Below are 25,003 nucleotides of genomic sequence, written 5' to 3' on the forward strand. Positions count from 1 at the left end.
GGCATGGTCCGGACGAAAAAAAGAAATGTGTTCGTGATATCACCGTGACGTAAGAGGCGGCCGAGCCCCGAGGGGCAGATGTGCCGTCGCGGGAAGGCGCGGGAAGGCGCGGGAAGGCGCGTCCCGGGGTGGCCGGGCGGCTGAGCCGGGAGGGGAGGGCTCCCGGCTCAGCGCCGCGGCTCAGTCCGCGACCGCCACCTTGCCGGCCAGGTGCGACGGCAGCGGCTCGTAGCGCAGGAACGTGCGCTGGAAGGTGCCGGTGCCGTGCGACATGGACCGCAGGTCGATGGCGTAGCGGGTGATCTCCAGCTCGGGCACCTCGGCCCTGACCAGGGTGCGCCCGGTGCCGACCGGCTCGGTGCCGAGCACCCGTCCGCGCCGCGACGACAGGTCCGACATCACCGAGCCCACGTAGTCGTCGGCGACCAGCACCGACAGCTCGTCCACGGGCTCGAGCAGCAGCGTCGGCACCTTGGACGCGGCCTCCTTCAGCGCCAGCTGGCCGGCGATCTGGAAGGCCATGTCGGAGGAGTCGACCGAGTGCGCCTTGCCGTCGTAGAGCGTGACCCGCACGTCCACCATGGGGTAGCCGGCGACGACGCCGCGCTCCATCTGGGCGCGCACGCCCTTCTCGACCGACGGGATGAACTGCCTGGGCACCACCCCGCCGACGATCTTGTCGACGAACTCGAAGCCCCCGCCCGACGGCAGCGGCTCGACCTCGAGGTGGCAGATCGCGTACTGGCCGTGCCCGCCGGTCTGCTTGACGTTGCGGCCCATCGCCTGGCATCTGCCGCCGAACGTCTCGCGCAGCGGCACCCGCAGGTCGACGCGCTCGACCTCGACGCCGTGCCGCTTGGACAGGCGGTCGAGCAGCACGTCGGTGTGCGCCTCGCCCATGCACCACAGGACGAGCTGACGGGTCTCGGCGTTGTTCTCCAGCCGCAGGGTCGGGTCCTCGGCCACCAGGCGGCTCAGCGCCTGCGACAGCTTGTCCTCGTCCGCCTTGGACCTGGCCTGGATCGCGACGGGCAGCAGCGGGTCGGGCATCGTCCACGCGGTCATCAGCAGCGGGCGTTCGACGTCCGACAGGGTGTCGCCGGTCTCGGCGCGGGCGAGCTTGGCCACGGCCACGATGTCGCCCGCGATGCCCTTGGGTGTGGCGCGCTGCTGCTTGCCCAGAGGGCTGGTCAGGGTGCCGATGCGCTCGTCGACGTCGTGGTCCTCGTGGCCGCGGTCGGCCAGGCCGTGCCCCGAGACGTGCACGGTCATGTCGGGGCGCAGCGTGCCGGAGAAGACGCGGACCAGGCTGATGCGGCCCACGTACGGGTCGCTGGTGGTCTTGACGACCTCGGCGACCAGCGGGCCGTCGGGGTCGCACGCGATGCCCTGGACGGGCTTGCCGTCGACGCTGGTGATCTCGGGCATGGGATGTTCGAGCGGGGAGGGGAAGCCCTGGGTGACCAGTTCGAGCAGTTCCGCCGCTCCCACGCCGAGCCCGCTGCACAAGACCGGGTAGAAGCTGCCCCGGGCGACGGCCTTCTCCAGGTCCTCGATGAGGGCCTTGGTGTCGATGGGCTCGCCTGCGAGGTAGCGGTCCATGAGCGACTCGTCCTCGCTCTCCTGGATGATGCCCTCGATCAGGACGCCGCGGTGCTCCTCGATCTGCGACTCGTACTCGGCGCCCGGCTCCTTCTCGGTGCGGGTGCCGGTGGCGTAGTTGTAGAACTTCTGCGTCAGCAGCCCGATCAGGCCGTTGACGTGCCCGTTGGTGATCACCGGCAGGTAGAGCGGGGCGACGCCGTCGCCGAAGACGTCCTGGCAGGCGGCGAGGACCTCGTCGAAGTCGGCGCGCTGGTGGTCGATCTTGGTGATGACGACGGCTCGGGGCATGCCGACCTGGCTGCACTCCTCCCACAGCATCTGGGTGAGGCCGTCGATGCCCTCGGAGGCGGATATCACGAACAGGGCGGCGTCGGCGGCGCGCAGCCCGGCGCGCAGGTCGCCCACGAAGTCGGCGTAGCCGGGGGTGTCGAGAAGGTTGATCTTGATGCTGTTGTGCACGAGTGGAGCCAGCGAGAGGTTGACCGACCGTTGCTGCCGCACCTCGACCTCGTCGAAGTCGCTGACCGTGTTGCCGTCCTCCACCCGTCCGGCCCGCTGGATCGTGCCGGTCGAGGCCAGCAACTGCTCGACGAGCGTCGTCTTCCCCGCTCCTGAGTGGCCGACCAGCACGACATTGCGTATCGCATCCGCCCTGTCGGCCGCTGGTGCCCTGCCCGCGGCTCCCATGGCACCGCCCGGGTTCTTCTCCGCCACATCCGCCTCCCGCGTCGTCGGTTGGTCCAACGCCGCGTCCGTCGCGGAGGGTGAGATAACCGCATGGACGCGGTTAGTTCACCAAATACCCGTGTGGCGGATATCACAAGGGGGGTGAGGCAAAGAAAGTCGCCAGCCTTGTGATGGCCTACGATCGGACGGCGATGCTCAAACTCCTGCGCCCGGCCGTGACCCGGATAATGACCCCGCTGGGCAAGGCCCTGGTCCGCCGCGGGATCGGTCCGAACGTCGTCACGGCGATCGGCACCCTCGGCACGGTCGTCTCCGCCCTGCTCTTCTTTCCTCTCGGCCAGTTGGCGTGGGGCTCGCTGGCCATCACCGTTTTCGTGCTGTTCGACCTGCTCGACGGAGTGGTGGCCCGGCTGGGCGGGGGCGGCGGCAGCACGTGGGGGGCGTTCCTCGACTCCACGCTCGACCGGGTGGCCGACGCCGCGATCTTCTCCGGGCTGATCCTGTACTTCGTCCTGCGCGACGACGTTTTGATGGTGGCGGTCACGCTGTTCTGCCTGGTGGCGGGCGCTCTGGTGTCGTACGCCAAGGCCAGGGCCGAGGGGCTCGGCCTCACCTGCGACGTGGGGCTGGCCGAGCGGCCGGAGCGGCTGGTGGTGGCCCTGGTCGCGGCCTGTCTCTCCGGGCTCGGCGTGCCGTACATTCTGCCTGTCGGGATGTGGGTGCTCGCGGTCGCGAGCGCCGTCACCGTGGTGCAGCGCGTGGTCCATGTCCACCGGCAGACGAGGAAGCGATGAGCGAGAAGCCGTCCGTCACCGATCGCGTCGTCGCCGCGGGGTTCGCCGCGGGCTGGGCGCTGGTGCCGCTGCTGCCGGAGCGGCCGGTCGCCGCGGTGTTCCGCTTCGCCGCCGACCGGCTGTGGCGCGGGCGGGGCAGGTCGGTGCGCCGCCTGGAGTCCAACCTGGCCAGGGTGACCGGGCTTGACCGGGACAGCCGCGACCTGCGCGAGCTGAGCAGGGCGGGCATGCGGTCGTACTTCCGCTACTTCCACGAGATCTTCCGGCTGCCGTCGATGCCGACCGAGGAGGTCGTCCGGCGCACCCACGTGACAGGGGCCGAGCACGTCCACGACACGGTGGCCGCGGGCCGGGGCGTGGTGCTGGCGCTGCCGCACATGGGCAACTGGGACCAAGCGGGCGCGTGGCTGGTGGGCGTGGGCCACCCGTTCACCACGGTGGCCGAGCGGCTCAAGCCCGAGTCGCTGTTCCGCCGTTACGTGGCGTTCCGCGAGGGGCTGGGCATGGAGGTGCTGCCGCTGACGGGCGGCGACGGCCACAACTTCGCGACGCTGGCCATGCGGGTGCGGCGCGGCGGCGTGGTGTGCCTGCCGGCCGAGCGCGACCTGACCAAGAGCGGCATCGAGGTGGAGTTCTTCGGCGCCACCACGAAGGTGCCCGCGGGGCCGCCGCTGCTGGCCGTGCAGACGGGTGCGGCGCTGCTGCCGGCGATCGTCTACTTCGAGGGCGACGACTGGGGCATCAAGATCCACGAGGAGATCCCGGTGCCTGAAGAGGGCACCAGGCAGGAGAAGGTCGCCGCCGTGGCGCAGAGCTTGACGGACGTGTTCGAGAAGGGCATCTCCGAACATCCCGAAGACTGGCACATGCTCCAACGGCTGTGGCTGGAGGATCTGGCCAGATGAGGGTCGGCATCGTGTGCCCGTACTCGTGGGACATGCCGGGCGGGGTCAAGCAGCACATCGACGACCTGGCGCTGGCGCTGATGGCGCAGGGGCACGACGTGTCGGTGATCGCTCCGGCGGCCGACGACGAGGAGCTGCCGCCGTACGTCACGGGGGCGGGCCGGGCGGTGCCCGTGCCGTACAACGGGTCGGTGGCCCGGATGTCGTTCGGCTTCCTGTCGGCGGCCCGGGTGCGGCGCTGGGTGCGTACCGGCGACTTCGACGTGCTGCACATCCACGAGCCGCTGATCCCGAGCCTGGGCGTGCTGGCCTGCTGGGCGGCCAAGGGGCCGATCGTGGCCACCTTCCACGCCTCCTTCACCCGCTCGCGGGCGATCGCGGTGGCCGAGCCGTTGCTGCGCAGCGCACTGGAGAAGCTGAGCGGGCGCATCGCGGTGTCCGACGCGGCCCGCAAGAGCCTGGTCGAGCAGTTCGGCGGCGACACGGTGCTGATCCCGAACGGGGTGACCGTCAGCCGCTTCACCGAGGCGGAGCCGCTCGACGGGTGGGGGCCCGACGGCGCGACGATCGGCTTCCTCGGCCGCATGGACGAGGAGCGCAAGGGCCTGCCGATCCTGCTCGACGCCTTCGGCGAGCTGGCCGCGCGGCGTCCCGACCTGAAGCTGCTGATCGCCGGGCCCGGCGACGAGAAGGACGTCTTCGAGCGGGTGCCGAAGGAGTTCCGTGACCGGGTCACCGTGCTCGGGATGGTGAGCGAGGCCGACAAGATCCGCGCCTACCACTCGGTGGACGTGTTCTGCGCGCCCAACACCCGGGGCGAGAGCTTCGGCATCGTGCTGGCCGAGGCGATGGCGTCCGGCGCGACCGTGCTGGCCAGTGACATCCCGGCCTTCCGCAGGGTGCTGGGCGAGGGCCAGGCGGGCGCGCTGTTCGCCAACGGCGACCCTGCCTCGCTGGCGCGGGAGGCGGCGGCGCTGCTCGACGCGCCGGAGCGGCGGGCGAAGCTGGCGGCGGAGGCGCTGGTCGCGGTCAGGAAGTACGACTGGGCGACGGTCGCCCGCGACGTGGTCCGGGTCTACGAGACGGTGACGTCAAGCGGCGCGGGCCGTGTGGAGGAAGACCTGTGACGTCCACCATCATCGTGCTGGTCGTGGGCATCGTCGTGGTGCTCACGGCGGTCTACATCTCCTGGCGCGCGGGCCGTCTCGACCGGCTGCACATCCGGCTCGAGCTGGCGCACGAGGCGCTCGACGCGGCGCTGATGCGGCGCAGGGCGGTGGTGCTGGAGCTGGCGGGCGCGCGGCTGCTCGACCCCGCCACCTCGCTGGTGCTGGCGGCGGCGGCGCACGAGGCCCGCACCGCCGGGCCGGAGGAGCGCGAGCACGCCGAGAGCGACCTGTCGGGGGCCCTGCGCGCGGCCGTGGACCAGGAGCGTTTCCGGGAGCGGCTGGCCGAGGCGCCCGGCGGCCAGGACCTGCTGGAGGAGCTCGACGCCGCCGTGGCGAAGGTCGTGTACTCGCGCCGGTTCTACAACAACGCGGTCGGCGTCACCCGTACGGCGCAGCGCCGCTGGCTGGCCAGAACCCTGCGCCTGGCGGGGCATACCGACTTTCCGCAGTTCTTCGAGATCGATGACAATCCTCCGGCGACCATGGCACCTGAATGACCCGATTTGCCAGGGCCGGTAAGCTTCCTTCCATTTTCTGGGCTAATGCGGAGGAGAAAACAGGTGCGGGCACCCCGGATGATCACCGTGACGCTGGCCGGTGCGGCAGTCCTCCTACCTGTCGCGGCGTGTTCGTCCGACAAGCCCGCACCGGGCGCGGCGCCGCAGGCGACCGCCACCACCCCGGTGGCGGAGGAGACCCCGCAGGGGAAGACCCACCCCTTCACCGGCCTGCCGAACGAGAACGTCAAGCCGGTGCTCGCCGTGAAGATCGAGAACACGGCGGCGGGCAAGCCGCAGCTCGGGCTGAAGAGCGCCGACATCGTCTACATCGAGCAGGTCGAGGCGGGCCTGACCCGGCTGATGGCGATCTTCTCCTCGAAGATCCCGGCCAAGGTGGGCCCCGTGCGCAGCGCCCGCATCTCCGACCTGCACATCGTGCCGCAGTTCGGCAAGCCGGCGTTCGCCTACTCGGGCGTCCAGTCCAAGATGCTGCCGTTCATGGCCAAGGCGTCGCTGTACGACGTCGGCGACACCCGTAACCCCGGCGCGTTCTTCCGCCAGCCCGGCCGGGTCGCCCCCTACAACCTGTTCGCCAACGGCAAGCAGCTGCTCTCCAAGGCGCCGGAGGCGTCCAAGGCCAAGGACATCGGCTTCACCTTCGGCGACCCGCCCGCGCAGGGCGGCGTCGACAAGAAGTCGTGGACGGTCAGGTGGCCGGCCGCCCGCTTCACCTTCGACTGGTCGCCCGCGAAGAAGCAGTGGCTGATCTCGCAGGACGGCAAGAAGGACATGGCCGCGGAAGGCGGGCAACAGAGCGCGCCCACGGTGGTCATCCAGTACGTGCAGACCGTCCGCTCGCAGTTCCACGACTTCCATCAGAGCTACACGCCGCTGGTCAAGAGCATCGGCAAGGGCAAGGCGATCGTCCTGCGCGACGGCAAGGCGTACAAGGCCAACTGGGAGCGCGCGGACGAGGAGCACGGCACCACGTTCACCACCGAGGACGGCGAGCCGATGAACTTCGCCCCCGGTCAGGTCTGGGTGGCGCTCGCGAGCCGCAAGCCCGTCACGCCTTGACGTATAAAAACTGCGAAGAATCCTGACATCGTGGCATGTCGGGGGATGGGTCCATCAGGACCTACGATGGGTTTGGTAACTTACCGTTCGCCGTTGTGAGGAAGACCGTGTCCAGCACGCCAGAGAACACCCCCGTCACCGGAACCGCCCGTGTCAAGCGCGGCATGGCCGAGATGCTCAAGGGCGGCGTCATCATGGACGTCGTCACCCCCGAGCAGGCCAAGATCGCCGAAGACGCCGGCGCGGTGGCCGTGATGGCCCTGGAGCGCGTGCCCGCCGACATCCGCGCGCAGGGCGGCGTGTCCCGGATGAGCGACCCCGACATGATCGACGGCATCATCTCGGCCGTCTCGATCCCCGTCATGGCCAAGGCTCGCATCGGGCACTTCGTCGAGGCCCGCGTCCTGCAGGCGCTCGGCGTCGACTACGTCGACGAGTCCGAGGTGCTCACCCCCGCCGACTACGCCAACCACATCGACAAGTGGCAGTTCACCGTGCCGTTCGTGTGCGGCGCGACCAACCTGGGCGAGGCGCTGCGCCGCATCACCGAGGGCGCGGCCATGATCCGCTCCAAGGGCGAGGCCGGCACGGGCGACGTCTCCAACGCCGTCACGCACATGCGCACGATCCGCGCCGAGATCAAGCGGCTCGGCTCGCTGCCCGAGGACGAGCTGTACGTCGCCGCCAAGGAGCTGCAGGCCCCGTACGAGCTGGTCGCCGAGGTCGCCAAGAGCGGCAAGCTGCCTGTCGTGCTGTTCACCGCGGGCGGCATCGCCACCCCGGCCGACGCCGCGATGATGATGCAGCTCGGCGCCGAGGGTGTGTTCGTCGGCTCCGGCATCTTCAAGTCCGGCGACCCGGCCAAGCGCGCCGCCGCCATCGTCAAGGCCACCACGTTCTACGATGACCCCGACGTCATCGCCAAGGTCTCGCGGGGCTTGGGCGAGGCCATGGTCGGTATCAACGTCGACGAGATCCCCCAGCCGCACCGGCTCGCCGAGCGCGGCTGGTAGGAACGAACCGGCACGACTGGACGCCCGTCAGGTACCTGGCGGGCGTCGCGGTTGATGGAGGAATTTTACGAGAAAGGTGGCTTCCGCGAAGGATGTCGCCTTTTTCGTTGATTGCTGTTCACCGTAGAGTCACGATCTTGAGTAAAGCTACGGGCGTCCCTCCACCCTTGATCGTCCACAGGAGCGCCCCGTGTCCAAGCTCAACCGCAGGCACTTCCTCGTCACCGGATTAGCGGCGGGCGCCGCTGCGGCCCTCCCCGGCACCGCGCACGCCGACCCCACGACAGGCCCCACAGCGGACCCCGCGGCCGAGACGGCGCAGGGCCTCGCCTCGCGCGGCCTGCGCACCGACCCGTTCACCCTGGGCGTCGCCTCCGGCGACCCCTCCCACGACGGCTTCGTGCTGTGGACCCGCCTGGCGCAGGAGCCGCTGGCCGACGACGGTCTCGGCGGCATGCCCCAGCGGCCCTTCAACGTCCAGTGGCACATCTACGCGGACGAGACCTGCCGCCGGGTGGTGCGCGCGGGCGTGACCGTCGCCGCGCCCGAATGGGGGCACAGCGTCCACGTCGAGGTCGAGAACCTCAGCTCCGACCGCGAGTACTGGTACCGCTTCCGCGTCGGCCCGTACATCTCGCCCGTGGGCAGGGCGCGCACCGCGCCGCACCCGCTCTCCTACGGCAGCGGGCTGGCGATGGCGTTCGTCTCCTGCGCCCAGTACGAGCACGGCTACTTCACCTCCTACCGCCGCCTGGCCGAGGAGCACCCGGACCTGATCCTGCACCTGGGCGACTACCAGTACGAGTACACCAAGAACACCTACACGATCCCCGGCGGCAACGTCCGCGACCACCTGGGGCCCGAGACCGTCACGCTGGCCAACTACCGCCAGCGGCACGCCCAGTACAAGGCCGACCCCGACCTGCAGGCCGCGCACGCCGCCGCTCCCTGGCTCGTCGTCTTCGACGACCACGAGGTCGACAACAACTGGGCCGACGAGATCCCCGAGCATGAAGAGGATCAGCCGACCTTCCTCCAGCGCCGCGAGGCGGCCTTCCGGGCCTACTACGAGAACATGCCGCTGCGGCGCACCTCCATCCCGCGCGGCATCGACATGCAGCTCTACCGGCGCATCCGCTGGGGGCGCCTGGCGAACTTCCACATGCTCGACACCCGCCAGTACCGCGACGACCAGGGCTGCGGCGACGGCTACAAGGACTGCCCCGCGTCGGTGGACCCGAAGCGGTCGATCACCGGCGCCGAGCAGGAGGCGTGGCTGATCGACGGGTTCCACCAGTCGCGCGCCCAGTGGGACATCCTCGGCCAGCAGGTGTTCTTCGCTCAGCGTGACAACAACGCCGGGCCGGCCAAGGTGACCAGCCAGGACGCCTGGGACGGCTACGTCGCCTCCCGCAAGCGGATCACCCAGGGCTGGATCGACGCCAAGGTCCGCAACGCGGTCGTACTGACCGGTGACGTCCACGCGCACTGGGCCAGCGACCTGAAGCTCGACTACGACGACCCGACGGGGCCGTCGGTCGGGTCGGAGCTGGTGGCCACCTCGATCAGCACGGGCGGTGACGGCGCCGACTCCGACCCGGCCAAGCACCCGTACCTGAAGATCAACCCGCACCTGAAGTTCTACAACAACCAGCGCGGCTACGTCGTGACGAAGATCGAGCGCGACCTGATCACCGCCGACTTCAAGGTGGTGCCGCAGCTCCGCCAGCCGGGGGCGGAGGTGTACACCCGGGCCACCTTCGTCGTCGAGGACCAGGTGCCCGGCGTCCAGCAGACCTACCTGCGCCCGCTCCCGCCGTCGATCATGGCCGAGCGCGCGATGACGGCCGACGAGACGGTCCGCCTGGAAACCGAGCGTCCCTGACCCGCCAGGGCCGCGCCGCTCACAGCCGGGCGCGGCCCCGGCGGCCCGCCGGCTCAACCCCCGACTCCCGCCCCGGGCTCAACCCCCGACTCCCGCCCCGCGGGCGGCACCCGACCCGGTGCCGCCCGCTCCCACCCCCGAAGGAGCGGCACCCCAGCGGTGCCGCTCTTTTCGGATTGGAATATTAGCCAGGCTAAGTTAGTCTGGCTAACCATGAGCCCCGACCCCACCGAACTGGCCGGCCAGGTCTCCACGGTCCTGCGCCACCTGGTCCTCCTGCTGCGGCGGACGGTAGCGGGCCAGCCCGTCACCAGCCAGCAGTACGGCGTCCTCGGCTCCCTCGAACAGGGCGCCCGCAGGATGACCGAGCTGGCCGAGGAGCACGCCGTCCAGCTCCCGACCATGACCGTGCAGATCAACCGGCTGGAGGACGCGGGCCTGGTGGCACGCGGCACCGACCCCGCCGACGCCCGCGTCAGGACGGTCGAGCTGACCGGCGAGGGCCGCGACAGGCTCCGCGCCGTGCGGCAGGCCAGGATCGCCCACCTGAGCCGGGAGCTGTCGGGGCTCACCGAAGAGGAACGCGCGACGCTGGCGGCCGCCCTGCCGGTCCTGGCGAAGCTGGGCCGTACCTGAATCCCCCAAAAAGGAGCACCATGTCATCCGGTGGCGGAATTCTTCGCCAGCCGATGTCCGTCTGGGCCACCGCGTTCGCCGCGGTCGTCGCCTTCATGGGCATCGGTCTCGTCGACCCGATCCTGCCCTCCATCGCGCAAGGGCTGAAGGCGACCCCCAGCCAGGTGTCGCTGCTGTTCACCAGCTACTTCCTGGTGACCGCGGTGGCCATGCTGATCACCGGCTGGGTCTCCAGCCGCATCGGCGGCAAGCGGACCCTGCTCGTCGGCCTCGCCCTGGTCATCGTCTTCGCCGCGCTCGCGGGCACGTCCACCAGCGTCGGCGAGCTCGTCGGGTTCCGCGCCGGCTGGGGGCTGGGCAACGCGCTGTTCGTGGCGACCGCACTGGCCGTCATCGTCGGAGCGGCCAGCGGCGGCGCCGAGTCGGCCATCATCCTGTACGAGGCCGCCCTCGGCCTGGGCATCTCGGCCGGCCCGCTGGTCGGGGCGCTGCTCGGCGACTGGAACTGGCGCGCGCCGTTCTTCGGCACCGCCACGCTGATGGCCGTCGGTTCCGTCCTCATCGTCACGCTGCTCAAGGCCACCCCCAAGCCGGACGTGAAGACCAAGCTCAGCGCCCCCATCCGGGCCCTGGCCCACGGCGGCCTGTCGACCACGGCCTTCACCGCGCTGTTCTACAACTTCGCGTTCTTCACCGTCCTCGCGTTCACCCCGTTCATCCTGCACATGACGCCGTACGGCATCGGCTCGGTGTTCTTCGGCTGGGGCGTCTGCGTGGCGTTGTCGTCGGTGTTCGCCGCGCCGCCGCTGCAACGCCGGATCGGCTCGGTCAACGTCCTGTACCTGGCGCTGGCCCTGCTCGCCGTCCTGCAGATCGGCATCGCCGTGTCGGGGCACGCCGGGATCATCGTCTGCACGATCCTGTCCGGCATCCCGATCGGGCTGAACAACACCGTCTTCACCGAGTCGGCCATGGAGGTGTCCGACGCGCCCAGGCCCGTCGCCTCCGCCGGGTACAACTTCGTCCGCTGGATGGGCGGCGCGCTCGCCCCGTTCATCGCCACCAAGCTGGGCGAGGAGATCGCCGTCGCCGTCCCGTACCTCGTCGGCGCGGCCTGTTGCGTGATCGGCATGGGCGTCCTGTACGGCAGGCGTCACCACCTGCGCTCCCTGTCCCGGGTGGACCTCGACCACACCCTCGAGGACGCCGCCGCGGCCTGATCCCGTTGGAAGACCACCGGCCGTCGTGGTGTTGAATGAACTGAACCCGGACCATGACGGAAGGATGACCGTGCCCACGATCGGTGTACTCGCTCTCCAGGGAGACGTGCGCGAGCATGTGCGCATGCTCCAGGAAGCAGGCGCGTCGGCCACCGCCGTGCGCAGGCAGGCCGAACTGGAGGCGGTCGACGGGCTGGTCATCCCCGGCGGCGAGTCGACCACGATGTGGAAGCTGGCCGACACCTTCGACCTGCTCGAACCGCTGCGCATGCGCGTCAAGGACGGCATGCCCGCCTACGGCTCCTGCGCCGGCATGATCATGCTGGCCGACAGGATCGAGGACGGCGTCGCAGGTCAGCAGACCGTCGGCGGCATCGACATGGTCGTCAGGCGCAACGCCTTCGGCCGCCAGATCCACTCGTTCGAGGCCGACCTCGACTTCGCCGGCGGGTCCGTGCACGCCGTCTTCATCCGCGCGCCGTGGGTGGAATCCGTCGGCCCGGATGTCGAAGTGCTGGGCAGGGCCGAGCCGGGGGATAGGATCGTCGCGGTCCGCCAAGGGCCGTTGCTCGCGACCTCGTTCCACCCCGAGCTGACCGGGGACACTCGCGTGCACCGATACTTCGTAGACATGGTGAGGGAGCTCTAGGTAATGTCCGGCCACTCCAAATGGGCGACGACGAAGCACAAGAAGGCCGCGCTCGACGCCAAGCGCGGCAAGCTGTTCGCGAAGCTCATCAAGAACATCGAAGTGGCGGCCCGGACCGGCGGCCCCGACCCGGACGCCAACCCCACCCTCTTCGACGCCATCTTCAAGGCCAAGAAGAACTCGGTGCCCAACGACAACATCGAGCGGGCCCGTAAGCGCGGTGGCGGCCTGGAGGCCGGCGGGGCCGACTGGCAGACCATCATGTACGAGGGCTACGCGCCCGGCGGTGTCGCGGTGCTGATCGAGTGCCTCACCGACAACCGCAACCGCGCGGCCTCCGAGGTGCGGGTCGCGCTGACCCGCAACGGCGGCTCGCTGGCCGACCCCGGGTCGGTGTCGTACATGTTCAACCGCAAGGGCGTCGTGCTCGTCCCCAAGAACGGCCTCGACGAGGACACCGTGCTGATGGCGGTCCTCGAGGCGGGCGCCGAGGAGGTCAACGACCTGGGCGACTCCTTCGAGGTCGTGTCCGAGGCCGGTGACCTGGTGCCGGTGCGCAAGGCGTTGCAGGAGTCCGGCATCGACTACGACTCGGCCGAGTCGAGCTTCCTGCCGACGATGAGCGTCCCGCTCGACGAGGAGGGCGCCAAGAAGGTGTTCCGCCTCATCGACGCGCTCGAGGACAGCGACGACGTGCAGAACGTGTTCGCCAACTTCGACGTCTCCGACGACATCATGGAGAAGCTCGAGGCCTGAGCCGCTCCCTGTGGGGCCCGCCACGGCGGGCCCTTTCGGCTGTCCACGGCCTGCCGCGCGGGCGCCGATGCGCGAGAGCCCGACGCATCCGCCGAGCCGGAGGACCTCGGAGAACGGCATCCCCTGAAGATCCTGCGGAGCCGGTCATCGGCTGGGGATGTGTGTCGCGCGTGGGCCCCTGCTGGGGGCGTCCAACGGCTGTCCGTGCAGGCCCCGGCTCGTCGACGGCGTGCGGGCGGAGGTCGTGGAGCGGTCCTGAGGTCGGCGTGGCGGGCGGGGCGGTGTCCGCGTAGGGTGTCGCGTCGTGACCTCCCCGACCCAGACTCCCTCGCGCGCCCTCGGCTGGCTGCTGGCGCTGCCGGCCCTCGTCGGCGCCCTGATCACGCTGATCATCCCGACCGTCCAGACGATCGTGCTCAGCTTCGAGACGGGCAGGATCGCCGGGCCGAGCAGGTTCGTGGGGCTCGAGAACTACGGGCAGCTCGCAGGCGACGCCACGTTCTGGCGCGCGCTCGGCTTCTCGCTCTCGCTCGCGGTCGCGCCCCTGCTGGTGACCGTGGTGGTGGGGCCACTGCTCGCGCTGGCGCTCGACAGGGCCGGCGCCTGGCCCAGGCGCGCCGGGCGGGTCGTGCTGTCGCTGGCGATCGTCACCTTCTCCCCGGTGGCGGTCGCGGCGGCCTGGCTGCAGGGGCTGCGTCCCGACGCCTCGGGGGTGGCGGCGCTGGCCGAGGGGCTGCGCGACCCGGCGACGGCGCCCGGCGCGCTCAGGCTCGTCATCGCGGCGGCCACGTTCGGCGTGCTGTGCGCGCTGGCGGTGACGGCGTTCCTGCCCACGCTCAGAGGCGGCGCCGTGACGGCGTCCATGCTCGCCGTCGGCGCGCTCCTCGTCCTGGCGACCCTCGCCGTGGCGCTGCAGGCCTTCTCGGTGGGTCTGGCGATGACCCAGGGCGGCCCCAACGGCTCTACCGACACCGTGGCGAGCCTCCAGTACTCCCTGGCGTTCCGTGACTTCAAGCTCGGCCTGGGAGCCGCCATGGCGACCGCCTCCGGGGTGCTGGTCGGCGTCCTGGGAGTCGTCGCCACGATCGTCGCCGCCGTGAGCGGCCTGCGCATCACCCTCACGCCGCGCCCGGCGTCCGAACCGGGCCCCCCAGTCGCGCAGCCCGCGTACGGACAGGCTGCCCCGCCGCTCGTGCCCGATCAGGGCGGCTCGCCGTCCTCGCCCGCGCACGGGCAGGTCTCCGCGCCGGCCGGCACCCCACCGGCTCCTCAGCCCTCCGCACGGCGGGTGAGCGCCGGGAGCGTGGTGGCCGGGGTGGCGGCGCTGGGCGTGGTGACCGCGGTCGCGCTGCTGCTGACGTGGCCGTGGCTGTCGGCCCTGTTCGCCGCCACGCAGCCGGTCACCGGCGCGCCCTCGACGCTGCGCACCCAGGTCAACACCTGGGTGCCCGCCGTGATCGGCGCCCTGATCTCCGTCGGCACCGCCTACCTGGCGGCGCTCGGCATCGGCGGGCTGCGTCCGCTGGGACGGCGCAGCGAGTGGCTCCTGCTGCCCTTCGCGCCCTGGCTGTTCGCCGGGCTCGGCCCGCTCAGCCTCGCAGACTGGCAGATGCTGCGCGGCATGCGCCTCGTCGACACCTTCCTCGCGCTCATCCCGCCGCTCCTGGTGTCGGTGCCCGCGATGCTCGTGCTGACCCTGCTCTGCAAGGGCCTGGCGGAGCGCACCGACAGGGACTTCCTGTCCGGAGTCGTCCTGCCCTCGCTGCCCATGGCGGGCATCCTGGCCGGAGCGGTCGCCCTGATGAACGGGCAGGACCTGCTCTGGCCCCTGCTGGCCGCCCAGGAGCGCGACCTGGCCACCGCGCCGGTCTCGCTGCTGCAGCAGCTCATGGGCTTCCGGCAGGCGTCCCCGGACGTCGGCGTCGCCACCCCGCTGGCGGTGGTCGTCGTCGCCCTGGCCGCCACGGTGGCGGCGCAGCTGCTCTACCTCGACAGGCTCGCCATCACGACGGGGAACGGCTCGCGTTCCGCCCGGACCGCTGCGTAGGTTAGGTGCTTGTGGAAATTCGCGACCTCACCCCCGACGACCTCGACGCCGTTCTGGATGTCCGCAAACGCTCCTTCGGCCTGGTGCCGGCCCACGAGGCGGAGCGCTGGCGCAGCATGGTGATCCCCACCCTGCCGGAAGGCCGCTACCTCGGCGCCTTCGACGGCGGCAGGCTCGCCGCCGCCGCGCGCCTGCGCCCGTTCACCCAGTGGTGGCACGGCAGGCCGCAGCCGATGGCCGGGGTCGCGGGAGTCACCGTCAACCCCGAAGACCGCGGTCGCGGCGTCGGCAGCCAGATCATGCGGGCTGTGGTCGAGCGCGCCGCCGCCCTGGGCGACGCCGTCTCCGTCCTGTATCCGGCCACCACGCCCATCTACCGCTCGGTCGGCTACGAGCACGCCGGAGCCCGGCACCGTGTCACCCTCCAGCCGGAGGCGCTGCGCACGATCAGGACGTCCGGCCAGGTGAAGTTGCGCCGGATGGGCCCCGACGACGCCGCCGAGGTCATCTCCGTGCTGCACCGCGTGCACGGCGCGTCCCGCGCCTCGGGCCCGGTCTCCTGGGACGAGCCCACCTTGCGCGCCTGGCTCGGCCGGCCCGACGACTTCCTCTACCTCGCCGACGACGGCTACCTCATCTACCGCTGGGACGGCGGCGACATCGAGGTCGACAACCTCGTCGCCGGTTCCGCGGACACCGCCAGGGCGCTGTGGGCGCTGGTCGGCACCTCCTCGACGATCGCCACCAAGGTCGTCGCCGCCGTCGCTCCCGACGACCCCGTCCTGTGGCTGCTGCGGGAGCGGTCCACCGACCACCTCACCGTCACCCGGTGGATGTTCAGGGTGATCGACGTGGCGGCGGCCGTCCAGCGCAGGGGCTATCCCCGGGGCGTCACCCTCGACGCGGTGGTCGAGGTGGACGACCCGCTGCGGCCGGGCAACACGGGGCTCTGGCGGCTCGAGGTGTCGGACGGCACCGGCACGGCCACGACCACGGCCGCCGGCTCCGGCGCGTCCGCCGAAGGCCCCAGGCTCTCCGTGAACGGCTTCGCGGCGCTGTACGCCGGGGTCCCGACGGCCACGCTGCGCGGCTCCGGGCTCATGACGGGCGACGACCGGCACGACGAGAGCCTCGACACCGCCTTCGCCGCCAAGCCGTACATGCTCGAGTACTTCTGACGGGCGTTTCCCGGTGCGCGGGTACGTCAGCCGGGGTAGAGTCTCGTGCCGAACAGATGTTCGCGTGGCACGGGGAGGGGCGGGGCCGGTGCGGGTGATGGGCGTCGATCCCGGGCTGACCAGGTGCGGCCTCGGCGCGGTCGAGGGGCGTCCCGGGGTGCCGTTGTCGCTGGTGGCCGTCGGCGTGGTGCGCACCGGCGCCGACGAGGAGCTGGGCGCGCGGCTGGTCGGCATCGAGGCCGGCATCGAGCGGTGGCTCGACGAGGTGCGGCCCGACGCGGTCGCGGTCGAGCGGGTGTTCAGCCAGCACAACGTCCGCACCGTGATGGGCACCGCGCAGGCGGCGGGCATCGCCGTGCTCTGCGCGGCCAGGCGCGGGCTGCCGGTCGCGCTGCACACGCCGTCCGAGGTCAAGGCCGCCATCACCGGTAGCGGCACCGCCGACAAGAAGCAGGTCGGCACGATGGTCACCAGGCTGCTGCGGCTCGCCGAGATGCCCAAGCCCGCTGACGCCGCCGACGCGCTGGCGCTGGCCATCTGCCATGTCTGGCGCGGCGGCACCCAGAACCGCCTCGCCGAGGCGCTGGCCAGGGCGCGGCAGGGCCGTACGACACGAAAGGACGTGGCGCTGTGATCGCGTCGGTGACCGGCCGCGTGGCGGCGATCGCCCCCGACGGAGCGGTGATCGAGGTGGGCGGGGTGGGCATCCTCACCCACTGCACGCCCGGCACGCTGGCGACGCTCAGAACGGGGGAGGAGGCGCGGCTGGCCACCTCCCTCGTGGTGCGTGAGGAGTCGCTCACCCTGTACGGCTTCGCCACCGACGACGAACGCGCCGTCTTCGAGCTCCTCCAGACGGCCAGCGGGGTCGGCCCCAAGCTGGCCCTGGCGATGCTCGCCGTCCACTCGCCGAACGCGCTGCGCGTGGCGGTGGCGAGCGCCGACCTCAAGGCCCTCACCCAGGTGCCGGGCATCGGCCAGAAGGGCGCCCAGCGCATCGTCCTGGAGCTCAAGGACCGCCTCGGCACCCCGGAGGAGGCGGTCGACGCCGCCCTGAACGGCCGGCGCCGCGCGGCGCTGTGGCGCGACCAGGTCCACTCCGGCCTGGTGGGGCTCGGCTACTCGGCCAAGGACGCCGACGAGGCCGTCGCCGCCGTCGAAGCCGAAGCCGACGCCGAGGTGGCAGAGGGCCGCCAGCCCCAGGTGGCCGCCCTGCTGAAGGCCGCCCTCCGAACCCTGAGCATCCGATGACGCCCGCCGCCACGGCGGTCCGGTGGCAGGCCCCGCTCGGCCGGGCGTCGGCGGGCCGACGGGTGGGGGAGACTGGTGTGACGGGGGTGGCAGGCGAGCCGGGTGTGGCGGCACCGCCGGCTTCCGGCTGCGAACGGGTGGGAGTGCGGACGTGAGTTTCGAGCGGGATCTGGTGTCGCCCGACGCCGAGGGCGACGAGCTGCAGATCGAGGCGGCGCTGCGGCCGAAGAAGCTCAGCGAGTTCATCGGCCAGGGGCGGGTGCGGGAGCAGCTGTCACTGGTGCTGGAGAGCGCGCTGCGCCGCAACCGTCCACCGGATCACGTGCTGATGAGCGGCTCCCCCGGGCTCGGCAAGACCACCCTGGCTATGATCATCGCGGCCGAGTTGAGCGCGCCGCTCCGGATCACCTCCGGCCCCGCCCTTGAGCGGGCCGGCGACCTCGCGGCCATCCTGTCGACGCTGGCCGAGGGCGAGGTGCTGTTCATCGACGAGATCCACCGCATGGCCCGCCCCGCCGAAGAGATGCTCTACCTCGCCATGGAGGACTTCCGGGTCGACATCGTGGTGGGCAAGGGGCCGGGCGCCACCGCCATCCCGCTCGACATCGCGCCCTTCACGCTGGTCGGCGCCACCACCCGGGCGGGGCTGCTGCCCGCGCCGCTGCGTGACCGCTTCGGCTTCACCGCCCACATGGACTTCTACCAGGTCGATGAGCTCGAACAGGTGCTCTACCGGTCGGCCAGGCTGCTCGGCGTGCCCCTGCCCGGGGAGGGGGCGCACGAGATCGCCAGGCGCTCGCGCGGCACGCCCCGCATCGCCAACCGGCTGCTGCGCCGGGTGCGCGACTTCGCCGACGTGCGGGCCGACGGCGTGATCGACCGCGACATCGCCGCCGCCGCGCTGAACCTGTACGAGGTCGACGCCGAAGGGCTCGACCGGCTCGACCGGGCGGTGCTCGGCGCGCTGCTGCGCAAGTTCGGCGGCGGCCCCGTGGGGCTGTCGACCCTCGCTGTGGCGGTGGGGGAGGAGCCCGAGACGGTGGAGGTGGTCGCCGAGCCGTTCCTGGTGCGCCAGGGGCTGCTCGCCCGAACCCCGCGCGGCCGGGTTGCCACCGCCGCGGCCTGGGCACATCTCGGCATGACGCCGCCCCCAGATGCGTTCGGAGCGGCGCTTTTCGAGTGATTACAGAACGGTTGCAACCGTTTCGAATCGGGAACTTCCCCGCGCGCCGAACCGCTGCCTCGTTGCCGCGTTTCGCAACAACGGCCTACACTCCGTGGCTTGGCTGGCTGTGTAAGCTGACGGGCTGAGCGGCGCGGCCCGACGCAACGCACGGAATTTCCGGCGCGGGGCCGGTGTCAACTTCTTGTACGGCTATGGAAGGTCGCTCTCATGGACATGGGACAACTCACTAGCATCCTGCCGCTGATTCTTCTGGTAGTGGTGTTCTACTTCTTGCTGATCCGTCCGCAGCGCAAGCGTCAGCAGGAGGCGGCTCAGATGCAGAACTCGCTGGCTCCCGGCGCACGGGTCATGACGACGACGGGCCTGTTCGGCACCGTGGTGGCGGTGGACAATGAGGACGTCATCCTCGAGGTCGCCCCTGGGATCGAGACGCGCTGGGTGAAGGCCGCCATCGGCCGTGTCGTCACCCCGGGTGACGCCCCGGCTGAGCCCGAGGCCGACGAGGCCAAGGACGCGGACAAGGACGACAAAGACGACACCTCGCACGACGAGACCGGGGCCACCGTGGAGCGCAACGGCGACCAGGGCTCGAACTCGAAGCAGTCCTGACTAGGCTCTGCGACAAACTCCTATCTGAAAGAACTGACGACCAGTGGCCCGACCGACCAGCCGCCACAGCAAGCCGGGGCGAACGCTCCTGGTGCTTCTGGCGCTCATCCTCGCCCTGGGCGGGACGATGTTCCTGCAGAAGGCGTTCACGCCCAAGCTGGGGCTCGACCTCGCCGGCGGTACGACGGTGACCCTCTCGCCCGTGCTCCAGAACGGCGCCTCGCCGCCCGAGGAGATCCTCGACCGCGCGGTGAGCATCATCCGTGATCGGGTCAACGGCACCGGCATCTCCGACGCGGAGGTCGCCAAGTCCGGCGACAACATCATCATCTCCGTACCTGGCGCCGGTCAGGAGGAGGTCATCAAGCTGGTCGGCACCACTGCGGAGCTCCGCTTCCGTCAGGTGCTCGCGGGGCAGGCCACGCAGGCTCCGCAGCAGCTCACCACCGAGGCGCCCAAGCCGAGCACGTCGCCGTCGCAGTCGGGCCAGCCGAAGCCGTCCACGTCCCAGTCCGCCGGAGCTCCGCAGCCCAGCGCCTCGCCCACCGGTAAGGCGCTGTCGTCCGCGCTGACCGCGCCGACGCCGACCCCGTCGGCCACCGAGCAGAAGCAGCAGACGGACCAGCCGAAGAAGCAGACGGACCAGCAGAAGCCGGCCAAGGACGGAAGCAAGGGCCAGAAGGCGACGCCGACGCCCACCGCGCAGCCGTCGCAGCCCGCCGCGGACCCGAACGCCGGCATCAACCCCGACGGCATCGACCCCGCCGTGCTGGAGCAGTTCAAGAAGCTCAACTGCGCCGACCCGAAGCAGCGCGGCCAGGGCGTCCAGGACGATCCGAACAAGCAGATCGCCGCCTGCGAGACCGACGGCAGCGTCAAGTACGTGCTCGATGTGGCCAAGGTCGTCGGCACCGACATCGACACGGCCTCCGCGGGCGTGCGCCAGGGCAGCACCGAGTGGCTCGTCCAGCTCGACTTCAAGAGCAAGGGCGCCACCGAGTGGAGCAAGCTCACCGCGGCCGCCTACAACTCCCAGGAGCCGCGCAACAAGGTCGCGGTCGTCCTCGACGGCGTCGTGATCACCGCCCCGAACATCATCGGCCCGATCCCCGGCGGCCGCGCCGAGATCACCGGCGGATTCACCCAGCAGAGCGCCAACGAGCTGGCCGACCAGCTCAAGTACGGCGCGCTGCCGCTGAAGTTCAAGCGCAGCTCCGTCGAGACGGTCTCCTCGACCCTCGGCCAGGACCAGCTCAGGGGCGGCCTGATCGCCGGCGTCATCGGCCTGGCCCTGGTGGTCGTCTACTCGCTGCTGTACTACCGCGGTCTGGGCATCGTGGCCGTGCTGAGCCTGGTGGTGGCCTCCATCCTCACCTACACGGCGGTGGTCGTCCTCGGCCACAACGCCAACTTCAGGCTGTCGCTGCCGCACATCATCGGCCTGGTGGTCTCGATCGGCATCACCGCCGACTCCTTCATCGTCTACTTCGAACGCATACGCGACGAGATGAAGGAAGGGCGGCGGTCGCTCCGCGCGGCCGTCGAGGTGGCCTGGGTCCGTGCCCGGCGCACGATCCTGATCGCCGACGCCGTCATGTTCATCGCCGCGATCGTGCTCTACGTGCTCGCCGTCGGCGGTGTGGCCGGGTTCGCCTTCGCGATGGGCCTGACGACCCTGATCGACGTCGTGGTGGTGTTCCTGTTCACGAAGCCGTTCATCGCGCTGCTGGCGAGGGTGAAGTTCTTCGCCAAGGGGCACCCGCTGTCCGGCCTCGACGCCGAACGCATGAGCGCCGACTCGGCAGCCGCCGGCGGCCGCACGACCACCCCGCAGGAGGCCTGAGATGGGATTGGCGCGTCGCCTCTACCGCGGCGAGATCAACGTTGACTTCGTCGGCAAGTGGAGGCTCTGGTACAGCCTTTCCGGCCTGCTGCTGATCGTGTCGTTGGCCGGTCTGCTGATCAACGGGCTCAACCTGGGCGTCGAGTTCAAGGGCGGCTCGGTCTTCTCGTTCAAGGCCCCGTCGGCCACGGTCGAGCAGATCCGCACCGACTTCCTCGACCAGGGCGTGCACCAGCCGATCGTGCAGAGCGCGGGCAGCCGCTGGCGGGTCACCACCGAGACCCTCTCCGAGGCCGACGTCACCAAGGTGCAGAACTCCGTCGCCAAGGAATACGGCGTGCCGGCGACCCAGGTCGACATCCAGTCGATCGGCGCGTCCTGGGGCGGTGAGGTGTCCAAGAAGGCCTGGATCGGTCTGGGCGTCTTCATGCTCGCGATCATCCTGTACCTGTCGATGGCGTTCGAGCCGAAGATGGCGCTGGCCGCCATCGTCGCCCTCTTCCACGACCTCATCATCACCGCGGGCATCTACGCCTGGTCGGGCTTCGAGGTCACCCCGGCCACGCTGCTGGGCTTCCTGACCATCCTGGGTTACTCGCTCTACGACGCGGTCGTGGTGTTCGACATGATCAAGGAGGTCACGGCCAAGCTCGGCACGACGTCCAAGCAGACGTACTCGATGGCGGCCAACAACGCGCTGAACCACACGCTGATCAGGTCGCTGAACACCTCGCTCGTCGCGATCCTGCCGGTGGCGGCGATCCTGTTCATCGGCACCACGCTGCTGGGCGCGGGCACCCTGAAGGACCTGTCGCTGGCGCTGTTCGTCGGCATGATCGTCGGCACCTACTCGTCGCTGTGCGTGGCCACGCCGCTGCTGGTGACGCTCAAGGAGCGCGAGCCGAAGTACCAGGCGATCGCCCGCAGGCTCCAGGCCACGACCGGTAAGGGCTCCAAGAGCGCCGCGGTGGCCAAGGGCTGACGCGTCTCAGGCGCGACCGACGCCTCCGTCCCTGCCGGGGCGGAGGCGTCGTGCTGCCGGGCGCAGGGAGTGCACGCGATGGGCCATGATGGACCCCGCGTTGATTGCTGAAGGAGTGCGGTGATGACTGAGTTGAGCGCGATGATCCTGGAACACATCCGGGACGTTCCCGACTACCCCCAGCCGGGAGTGTTGTTCAAGGACATCACCCCGTTGCTGGGCGACACCCGCGCGTTCGCGGCCGTCGTCGACGAGTTGGCCGGGCTGTTCGAGGTTGACAAGATCGTCGGGATCGAGGCGCGCGGCTTCATCCTGGCCGCGCCCGTGGCGTACCAGGCGGGAGCGGGATTTGTCCCGGTACGGAAGAAGGGCAAACTGCCGGCCGAAACCCTTGAAGAGTCCTACGATCTGGAATACGGCTCCGCGACGATCGAGGTGCACCGCGACGCGTTCGCGCCCGGCGAGCGCGTCCTCATCGTCGACGACGTGCTGGCCACGGGTGGCACCGCCGAGGCGACCGTGGAGCTGTTGCGGCGGGCCGGAGCCCAGGTGGTCGGCGTCGCCGTGCTGATGGAGCTGGCCTTCCTCAAGGGGCGCGAACGCCTCCAGGGGGTCGACACCCGCTCCCTGGTGATCGTCTGAGCCGGTCCCGCGGAACTCCGGGTTTGCTGCCTGGATACACTGGAGGGCCTGGACTCGAACGTAAGGAGTCTGTGTGCCCCGTGATGTGGTAGCGCCCGACGTAACCGAGGCAGGCAATGCCGAGCCTGCCTCCGGTGCGCCCGCGGTGCGTCGACGGCGCTTTGGGGGTGGGGCCATGAACCCGGTGCTCGAGCCATTGTTCAGGACCGTCCGCGCCACTCATCCCAAGGCCGACCTGCGCCTCGTCGAGCGTGCCTACGACGTCGCCGCCTACCACCACCGCGACCAGAAGCGGAAGAGCGGCGACCCGTACATCACCCACCCGCTGGCCGTGGCGACGATCCTGGCCGAGCTCGGCACCGACGACGAGACCCTGTGCGCGGCACTGCTGCACGACACGGTCGAGGACACCGCCTACGGCCTGGAGGAGCTGCGCTCCGACTTCGGCGACACGATCGGGTCGCTGGTCGACGGCGTCACCAAGCTCGACAAGGTGAAGTTCGGCGACGCCGCGCAGGCCGAGACCGTCCGCAAGATGGTCGTCGCCATGTCGCGCGACATCCGCGTCCTGATCATCAAGCTGGCCGACCGGCTGCACAACATGCGCACCATGCGTTACCTGCCCGAGCACAAACGGCACCAGAAGTCGCGCGAGACGCTGGAGATCTTCGCGCCGCTGGCGCACCGGCTGGGCATGAACACGATCAAGTGGGAGCTGGAAGACCTCGCCTTCGCCATGCTCTACCCCAAGCGCTACGACGAGATCGCGCGCATGGTGTCGGAGCGGGCCCCGCGCCGCGACCTGTTCCTGCAGGAGGTCATCGAGAAGGTCTCCGGCGACCTGCGCGAGGCGCGGATCCGCGCGGTGGTCAAGGGCCGGCCGAAGCACTACTACTCGGTCTACCAGAAGATGATCGCCCGCGACGTCGCCTTCGACGACATCTACGACCTGGTGGGCATCCGGGTCCTGGTCGACAGCGTCCGCGACTGCTACGCCGCCCTGGGCACGATCCACGCGCGGTGGAACCCGGTGCCGGGCAGGTTCAAGGACTACATCGCGATGCCCAAGTTCAACATGTACCAGTCGCTGCACACCACGGTGATAGGTCCCGAGGGCAAGCCGGTCGAGCTGCAGATCCGCACGCACGCGATGCACCACCGGGCCGAGTACGGCGTGGCCGCGCACTGGAAGTACAAGGAGGAGGTCGGCGCCCCCAGCGTGGCCGGCAAGGTCAAGCCGGGCAGCGACATGGCCTGGCTGCGCCAGCTGCTCGACTGGCAGAAGGAGACCTCCGACCCGGGCGAGTTCCTCGAGTCCCTCCGCTTCGACCTGTCGGTCTCCGAGGTGTACGTGTTCACGCCGCGCGGCCAGGTGGTCGCGCTGCCCGAGGGGGCGACCCCGGTCGACTTCGCGTACGCCGTGCACACCGAGGTCGGTCACCGCTGTATCGGCGCGCGGGTCAACGGCAGGCTGGTGCCGCTGGAGTCGCGGCTGGGCAACGGCGACACGGTGGAGATCTTCACGTCCAAGTCGCCCGACGCGGGCCCGTCGCGCGACTGGCTGAAGTTCGTCAAGTCCGGGCGCGCCCGCAACAAGATCCGCCAGTGGTTCTCCAAGGAGCGCCGCGAGACGGCGATCGAGGCGGGCAAGGAGGCCATCGGCAGGGCGATGCGCAAGCAGGGCCTGCCGTTGCAGCGGCTGATGTCCGGCGAGGCGCTGCTGGCGCTCGCCCGCGACCTGCGCTACCCCGACGTGTCGGCGCTGTACGCGGCCGTCGGAGAGAGCCACATCGCCGCCCAGTCGGTCGTGCAGAAGCTGGTGGCGTCCATCGGGGGCGTCGACAGCGCGGAGGAGGACATCGCCGAGACGTCGCTGCCGACGCGGCTGCGCGGCCGTCCCAGGGGCGGCGGCGCCGGCGTGGTGGTGGCGGGCGACGCCGATGTGTGGGTGCGCCTGTCGAAGTGCTGCACGCCGGTTCCGGGCGACGAGATCGTCGGATTCGTCACGCGCGGGCACGGCGTGTCGGTGCACCGGGCCGACTGCACCAACGTCCAGCAGCTCAAGGAGCAGCCCGACCGGCTGGTCGAGGTGAGCTGGTCGCCCGGCGACGACAGCGTGTTCCTGGTGGCGATCCAGGTCGAGGCGCTCGACCGGCCGAGGCTGCTCTCCGACGTCACCCGCACGCTCTCCGACCAGCACGTGAACATCCTGAGCGCGTCCGTCACGACCTCGCGCGACCGGGTGGCGATCAGCAAGTTCACCTTCGAGATGGGCGACCCGAAGCATCTCGGTCACGTGCTGAAGGCCGTGCGCAGCATCCAGGGCGTGTTCGACGTGTACCGCGTCAGCGGCGCGGGCGGCTGAGCCG

The 25,003-nt window shown here is 70.5% G+C and carries 22 protein-coding genes; 21 read left to right on the plus strand and 1 reads right to left on the minus strand.

Going from position 1 to position 25,003, the window contains the following annotated elements:
* Positions 1–180: 180 nt before the first annotated feature.
* Positions 181–2,319: an elongation factor G-like protein EF-G2 gene (locus ABT294_RS38320; protein WP_350811323.1), complete on the minus strand. Its 2,139-nt coding sequence runs from the start codon at positions 2,317–2,319 to the stop codon at positions 181–183.
* Positions 2,320–2,462: 143 nt separating this feature from the next.
* On the opposite strand from ABT294_RS38320, the gene pgsA reads away from it, so the two are divergent.
* The 21 genes from pgsA to ABT294_RS38425 all read left to right on the plus strand — a co-directional run bounded on the left by pgsA (position 2,463) and on the right by ABT294_RS38425 (position 24,999).
* Positions 2,463–3,086: a phosphatidylinositol phosphate synthase gene (pgsA, locus tag ABT294_RS38325; RefSeq protein ID WP_350811324.1), complete on the plus strand. Its 624-nt coding sequence runs from the start codon at positions 2,463–2,465 to the stop codon at positions 3,084–3,086.
* Complete coding sequence (locus ABT294_RS38330; protein ID WP_350811325.1) at positions 3,083–3,991, plus strand: phosphatidylinositol mannoside acyltransferase; 909 nt, start codon at positions 3,083–3,085, stop codon at positions 3,989–3,991. The genes pgsA and ABT294_RS38330 overlap by 4 nt, the downstream gene beginning before the upstream one ends.
* A complete protein-coding gene (locus ABT294_RS38335) occupies positions 3,988–5,118 on the plus strand; it encodes a glycosyltransferase family 4 protein (RefSeq protein ID WP_350811326.1) in 1,131 nt (376 codons plus the stop codon). Before ABT294_RS38330 ends, ABT294_RS38335 begins: the two co-directional genes overlap by 4 nt.
* The gene (locus ABT294_RS38340) at positions 5,115–5,657 is read left to right on the plus strand and encodes a hypothetical protein (RefSeq protein ID WP_350811327.1); all 543 of its coding nucleotides are present in this window, start codon (positions 5,115–5,117) and stop codon (positions 5,655–5,657) included. Before ABT294_RS38335 ends, ABT294_RS38340 begins: the two co-directional genes overlap by 4 nt.
* A gap of 63 nt (positions 5,658–5,720) precedes the next feature.
* Positions 5,721–6,737 carry a DUF3048 domain-containing protein gene (locus ABT294_RS38345; protein ID WP_350811328.1) on the plus strand — a complete coding sequence of 339 codons (1,017 nt, stop codon included), beginning with the start codon at positions 5,721–5,723 and terminating at the stop codon, positions 6,735–6,737.
* Positions 6,738–6,832: 95 nt separating this feature from the next.
* Positions 6,833–7,750 (plus strand): pyridoxal 5'-phosphate synthase lyase subunit PdxS, encoded by a 918-nt coding sequence (gene pdxS, locus ABT294_RS38350; RefSeq protein WP_502912200.1) that lies wholly within the window; start codon positions 6,833–6,835, stop codon positions 7,748–7,750.
* A gap of 190 nt (positions 7,751–7,940) precedes the next feature.
* The gene (locus ABT294_RS38355) at positions 7,941–9,635 is read left to right on the plus strand and encodes an alkaline phosphatase D family protein (protein WP_350811330.1); all 1,695 of its coding nucleotides are present in this window, start codon (positions 7,941–7,943) and stop codon (positions 9,633–9,635) included.
* Between the two features lie 213 nt (positions 9,636–9,848).
* A complete protein-coding gene (locus ABT294_RS38360; protein ID WP_350811332.1) occupies positions 9,849–10,271 on the plus strand; it encodes a MarR family winged helix-turn-helix transcriptional regulator in 423 nt (140 codons plus the stop codon).
* Positions 10,272–10,291: 20 nt separating this feature from the next.
* Positions 10,292–11,491 (plus strand): MFS transporter, encoded by a 1,200-nt coding sequence (locus ABT294_RS38365; protein ID WP_350811333.1) that lies wholly within the window; start codon positions 10,292–10,294, stop codon positions 11,489–11,491.
* A 64-nt stretch (positions 11,492–11,555) separates the two neighbouring features.
* On the plus strand, positions 11,556–12,140 hold the full coding sequence (pdxT, locus tag ABT294_RS38370) for a pyridoxal 5'-phosphate synthase glutaminase subunit PdxT (RefSeq protein WP_350811334.1): 585 nt from the start codon (positions 11,556–11,558) through the stop codon (positions 12,138–12,140).
* Between the two features lie 3 nt (positions 12,141–12,143).
* The gene (locus ABT294_RS38375) at positions 12,144–12,896 is read left to right on the plus strand and encodes a YebC/PmpR family DNA-binding transcriptional regulator (RefSeq protein WP_350811335.1); all 753 of its coding nucleotides are present in this window, start codon (positions 12,144–12,146) and stop codon (positions 12,894–12,896) included.
* A 304-nt stretch (positions 12,897–13,200) separates the two neighbouring features.
* On the plus strand, positions 13,201–14,943 hold the full coding sequence (locus tag ABT294_RS38380) for a hypothetical protein (protein WP_350811336.1): 1,743 nt from the start codon (positions 13,201–13,203) through the stop codon (positions 14,941–14,943).
* Between the two features lie 11 nt (positions 14,944–14,954).
* The gene (locus tag ABT294_RS38385) at positions 14,955–16,121 is read left to right on the plus strand and encodes a GNAT family N-acetyltransferase (protein ID WP_350811337.1); all 1,167 of its coding nucleotides are present in this window, start codon (positions 14,955–14,957) and stop codon (positions 16,119–16,121) included.
* An 88-nt stretch (positions 16,122–16,209) separates the two neighbouring features.
* Entirely contained in the window at positions 16,210–16,755 is a 546-nt protein-coding gene (gene ruvC, locus ABT294_RS38390) for a crossover junction endodeoxyribonuclease RuvC (RefSeq protein WP_350811399.1), read from the plus strand.
* Complete coding sequence (ruvA, locus tag ABT294_RS38395) at positions 16,752–17,372, plus strand: Holliday junction branch migration protein RuvA (protein WP_350811338.1); 621 nt, start codon at positions 16,752–16,754, stop codon at positions 17,370–17,372. The genes ruvC and ruvA overlap by 4 nt, the downstream gene beginning before the upstream one ends.
* Positions 17,373–17,523: 151 nt before the next feature.
* Positions 17,524–18,555, plus strand: a complete 1,032-nt coding sequence (gene ruvB, locus ABT294_RS38400; RefSeq protein WP_350811339.1) for a Holliday junction branch migration DNA helicase RuvB — start codon at positions 17,524–17,526, stop codon at positions 18,553–18,555.
* 210 nt (positions 18,556–18,765) lie between these two features.
* Positions 18,766–19,167, plus strand: coding sequence for a preprotein translocase subunit YajC (yajC, locus tag ABT294_RS38405; protein WP_350811340.1), 402 nt, complete (start codon positions 18,766–18,768; stop codon positions 19,165–19,167).
* A 43-nt stretch (positions 19,168–19,210) separates the two neighbouring features.
* Entirely contained in the window at positions 19,211–21,010 is a 1,800-nt protein-coding gene (gene secD, locus ABT294_RS38410; RefSeq protein ID WP_350811341.1) for a protein translocase subunit SecD, read from the plus strand.
* A gap of 1 nt (position 21,011) precedes the next feature.
* Entirely contained in the window at positions 21,012–21,992 is a 981-nt protein-coding gene (secF, locus tag ABT294_RS38415) for a protein translocase subunit SecF (protein WP_350811342.1), read from the plus strand.
* Between the two features lie 120 nt (positions 21,993–22,112).
* Positions 22,113–22,634: an adenine phosphoribosyltransferase gene (locus ABT294_RS38420; RefSeq protein WP_350811343.1), complete on the plus strand. Its 522-nt coding sequence runs from the start codon at positions 22,113–22,115 to the stop codon at positions 22,632–22,634.
* Between the two features lie 175 nt (positions 22,635–22,809).
* On the plus strand, positions 22,810–24,999 hold the full coding sequence (locus ABT294_RS38425) for a RelA/SpoT family protein (RefSeq protein WP_350811344.1): 2,190 nt from the start codon (positions 22,810–22,812) through the stop codon (positions 24,997–24,999).
* The last annotated feature ends 4 nt before the right edge of the window (positions 25,000–25,003 follow it).

Origin of the sequence: Nonomuraea sp. NPDC000554 (assembly GCF_040300065.1) — a bacterium.
Classification (GTDB): Bacteria; Actinomycetota; Actinomycetes; order Streptosporangiales; family Streptosporangiaceae; genus Nonomuraea.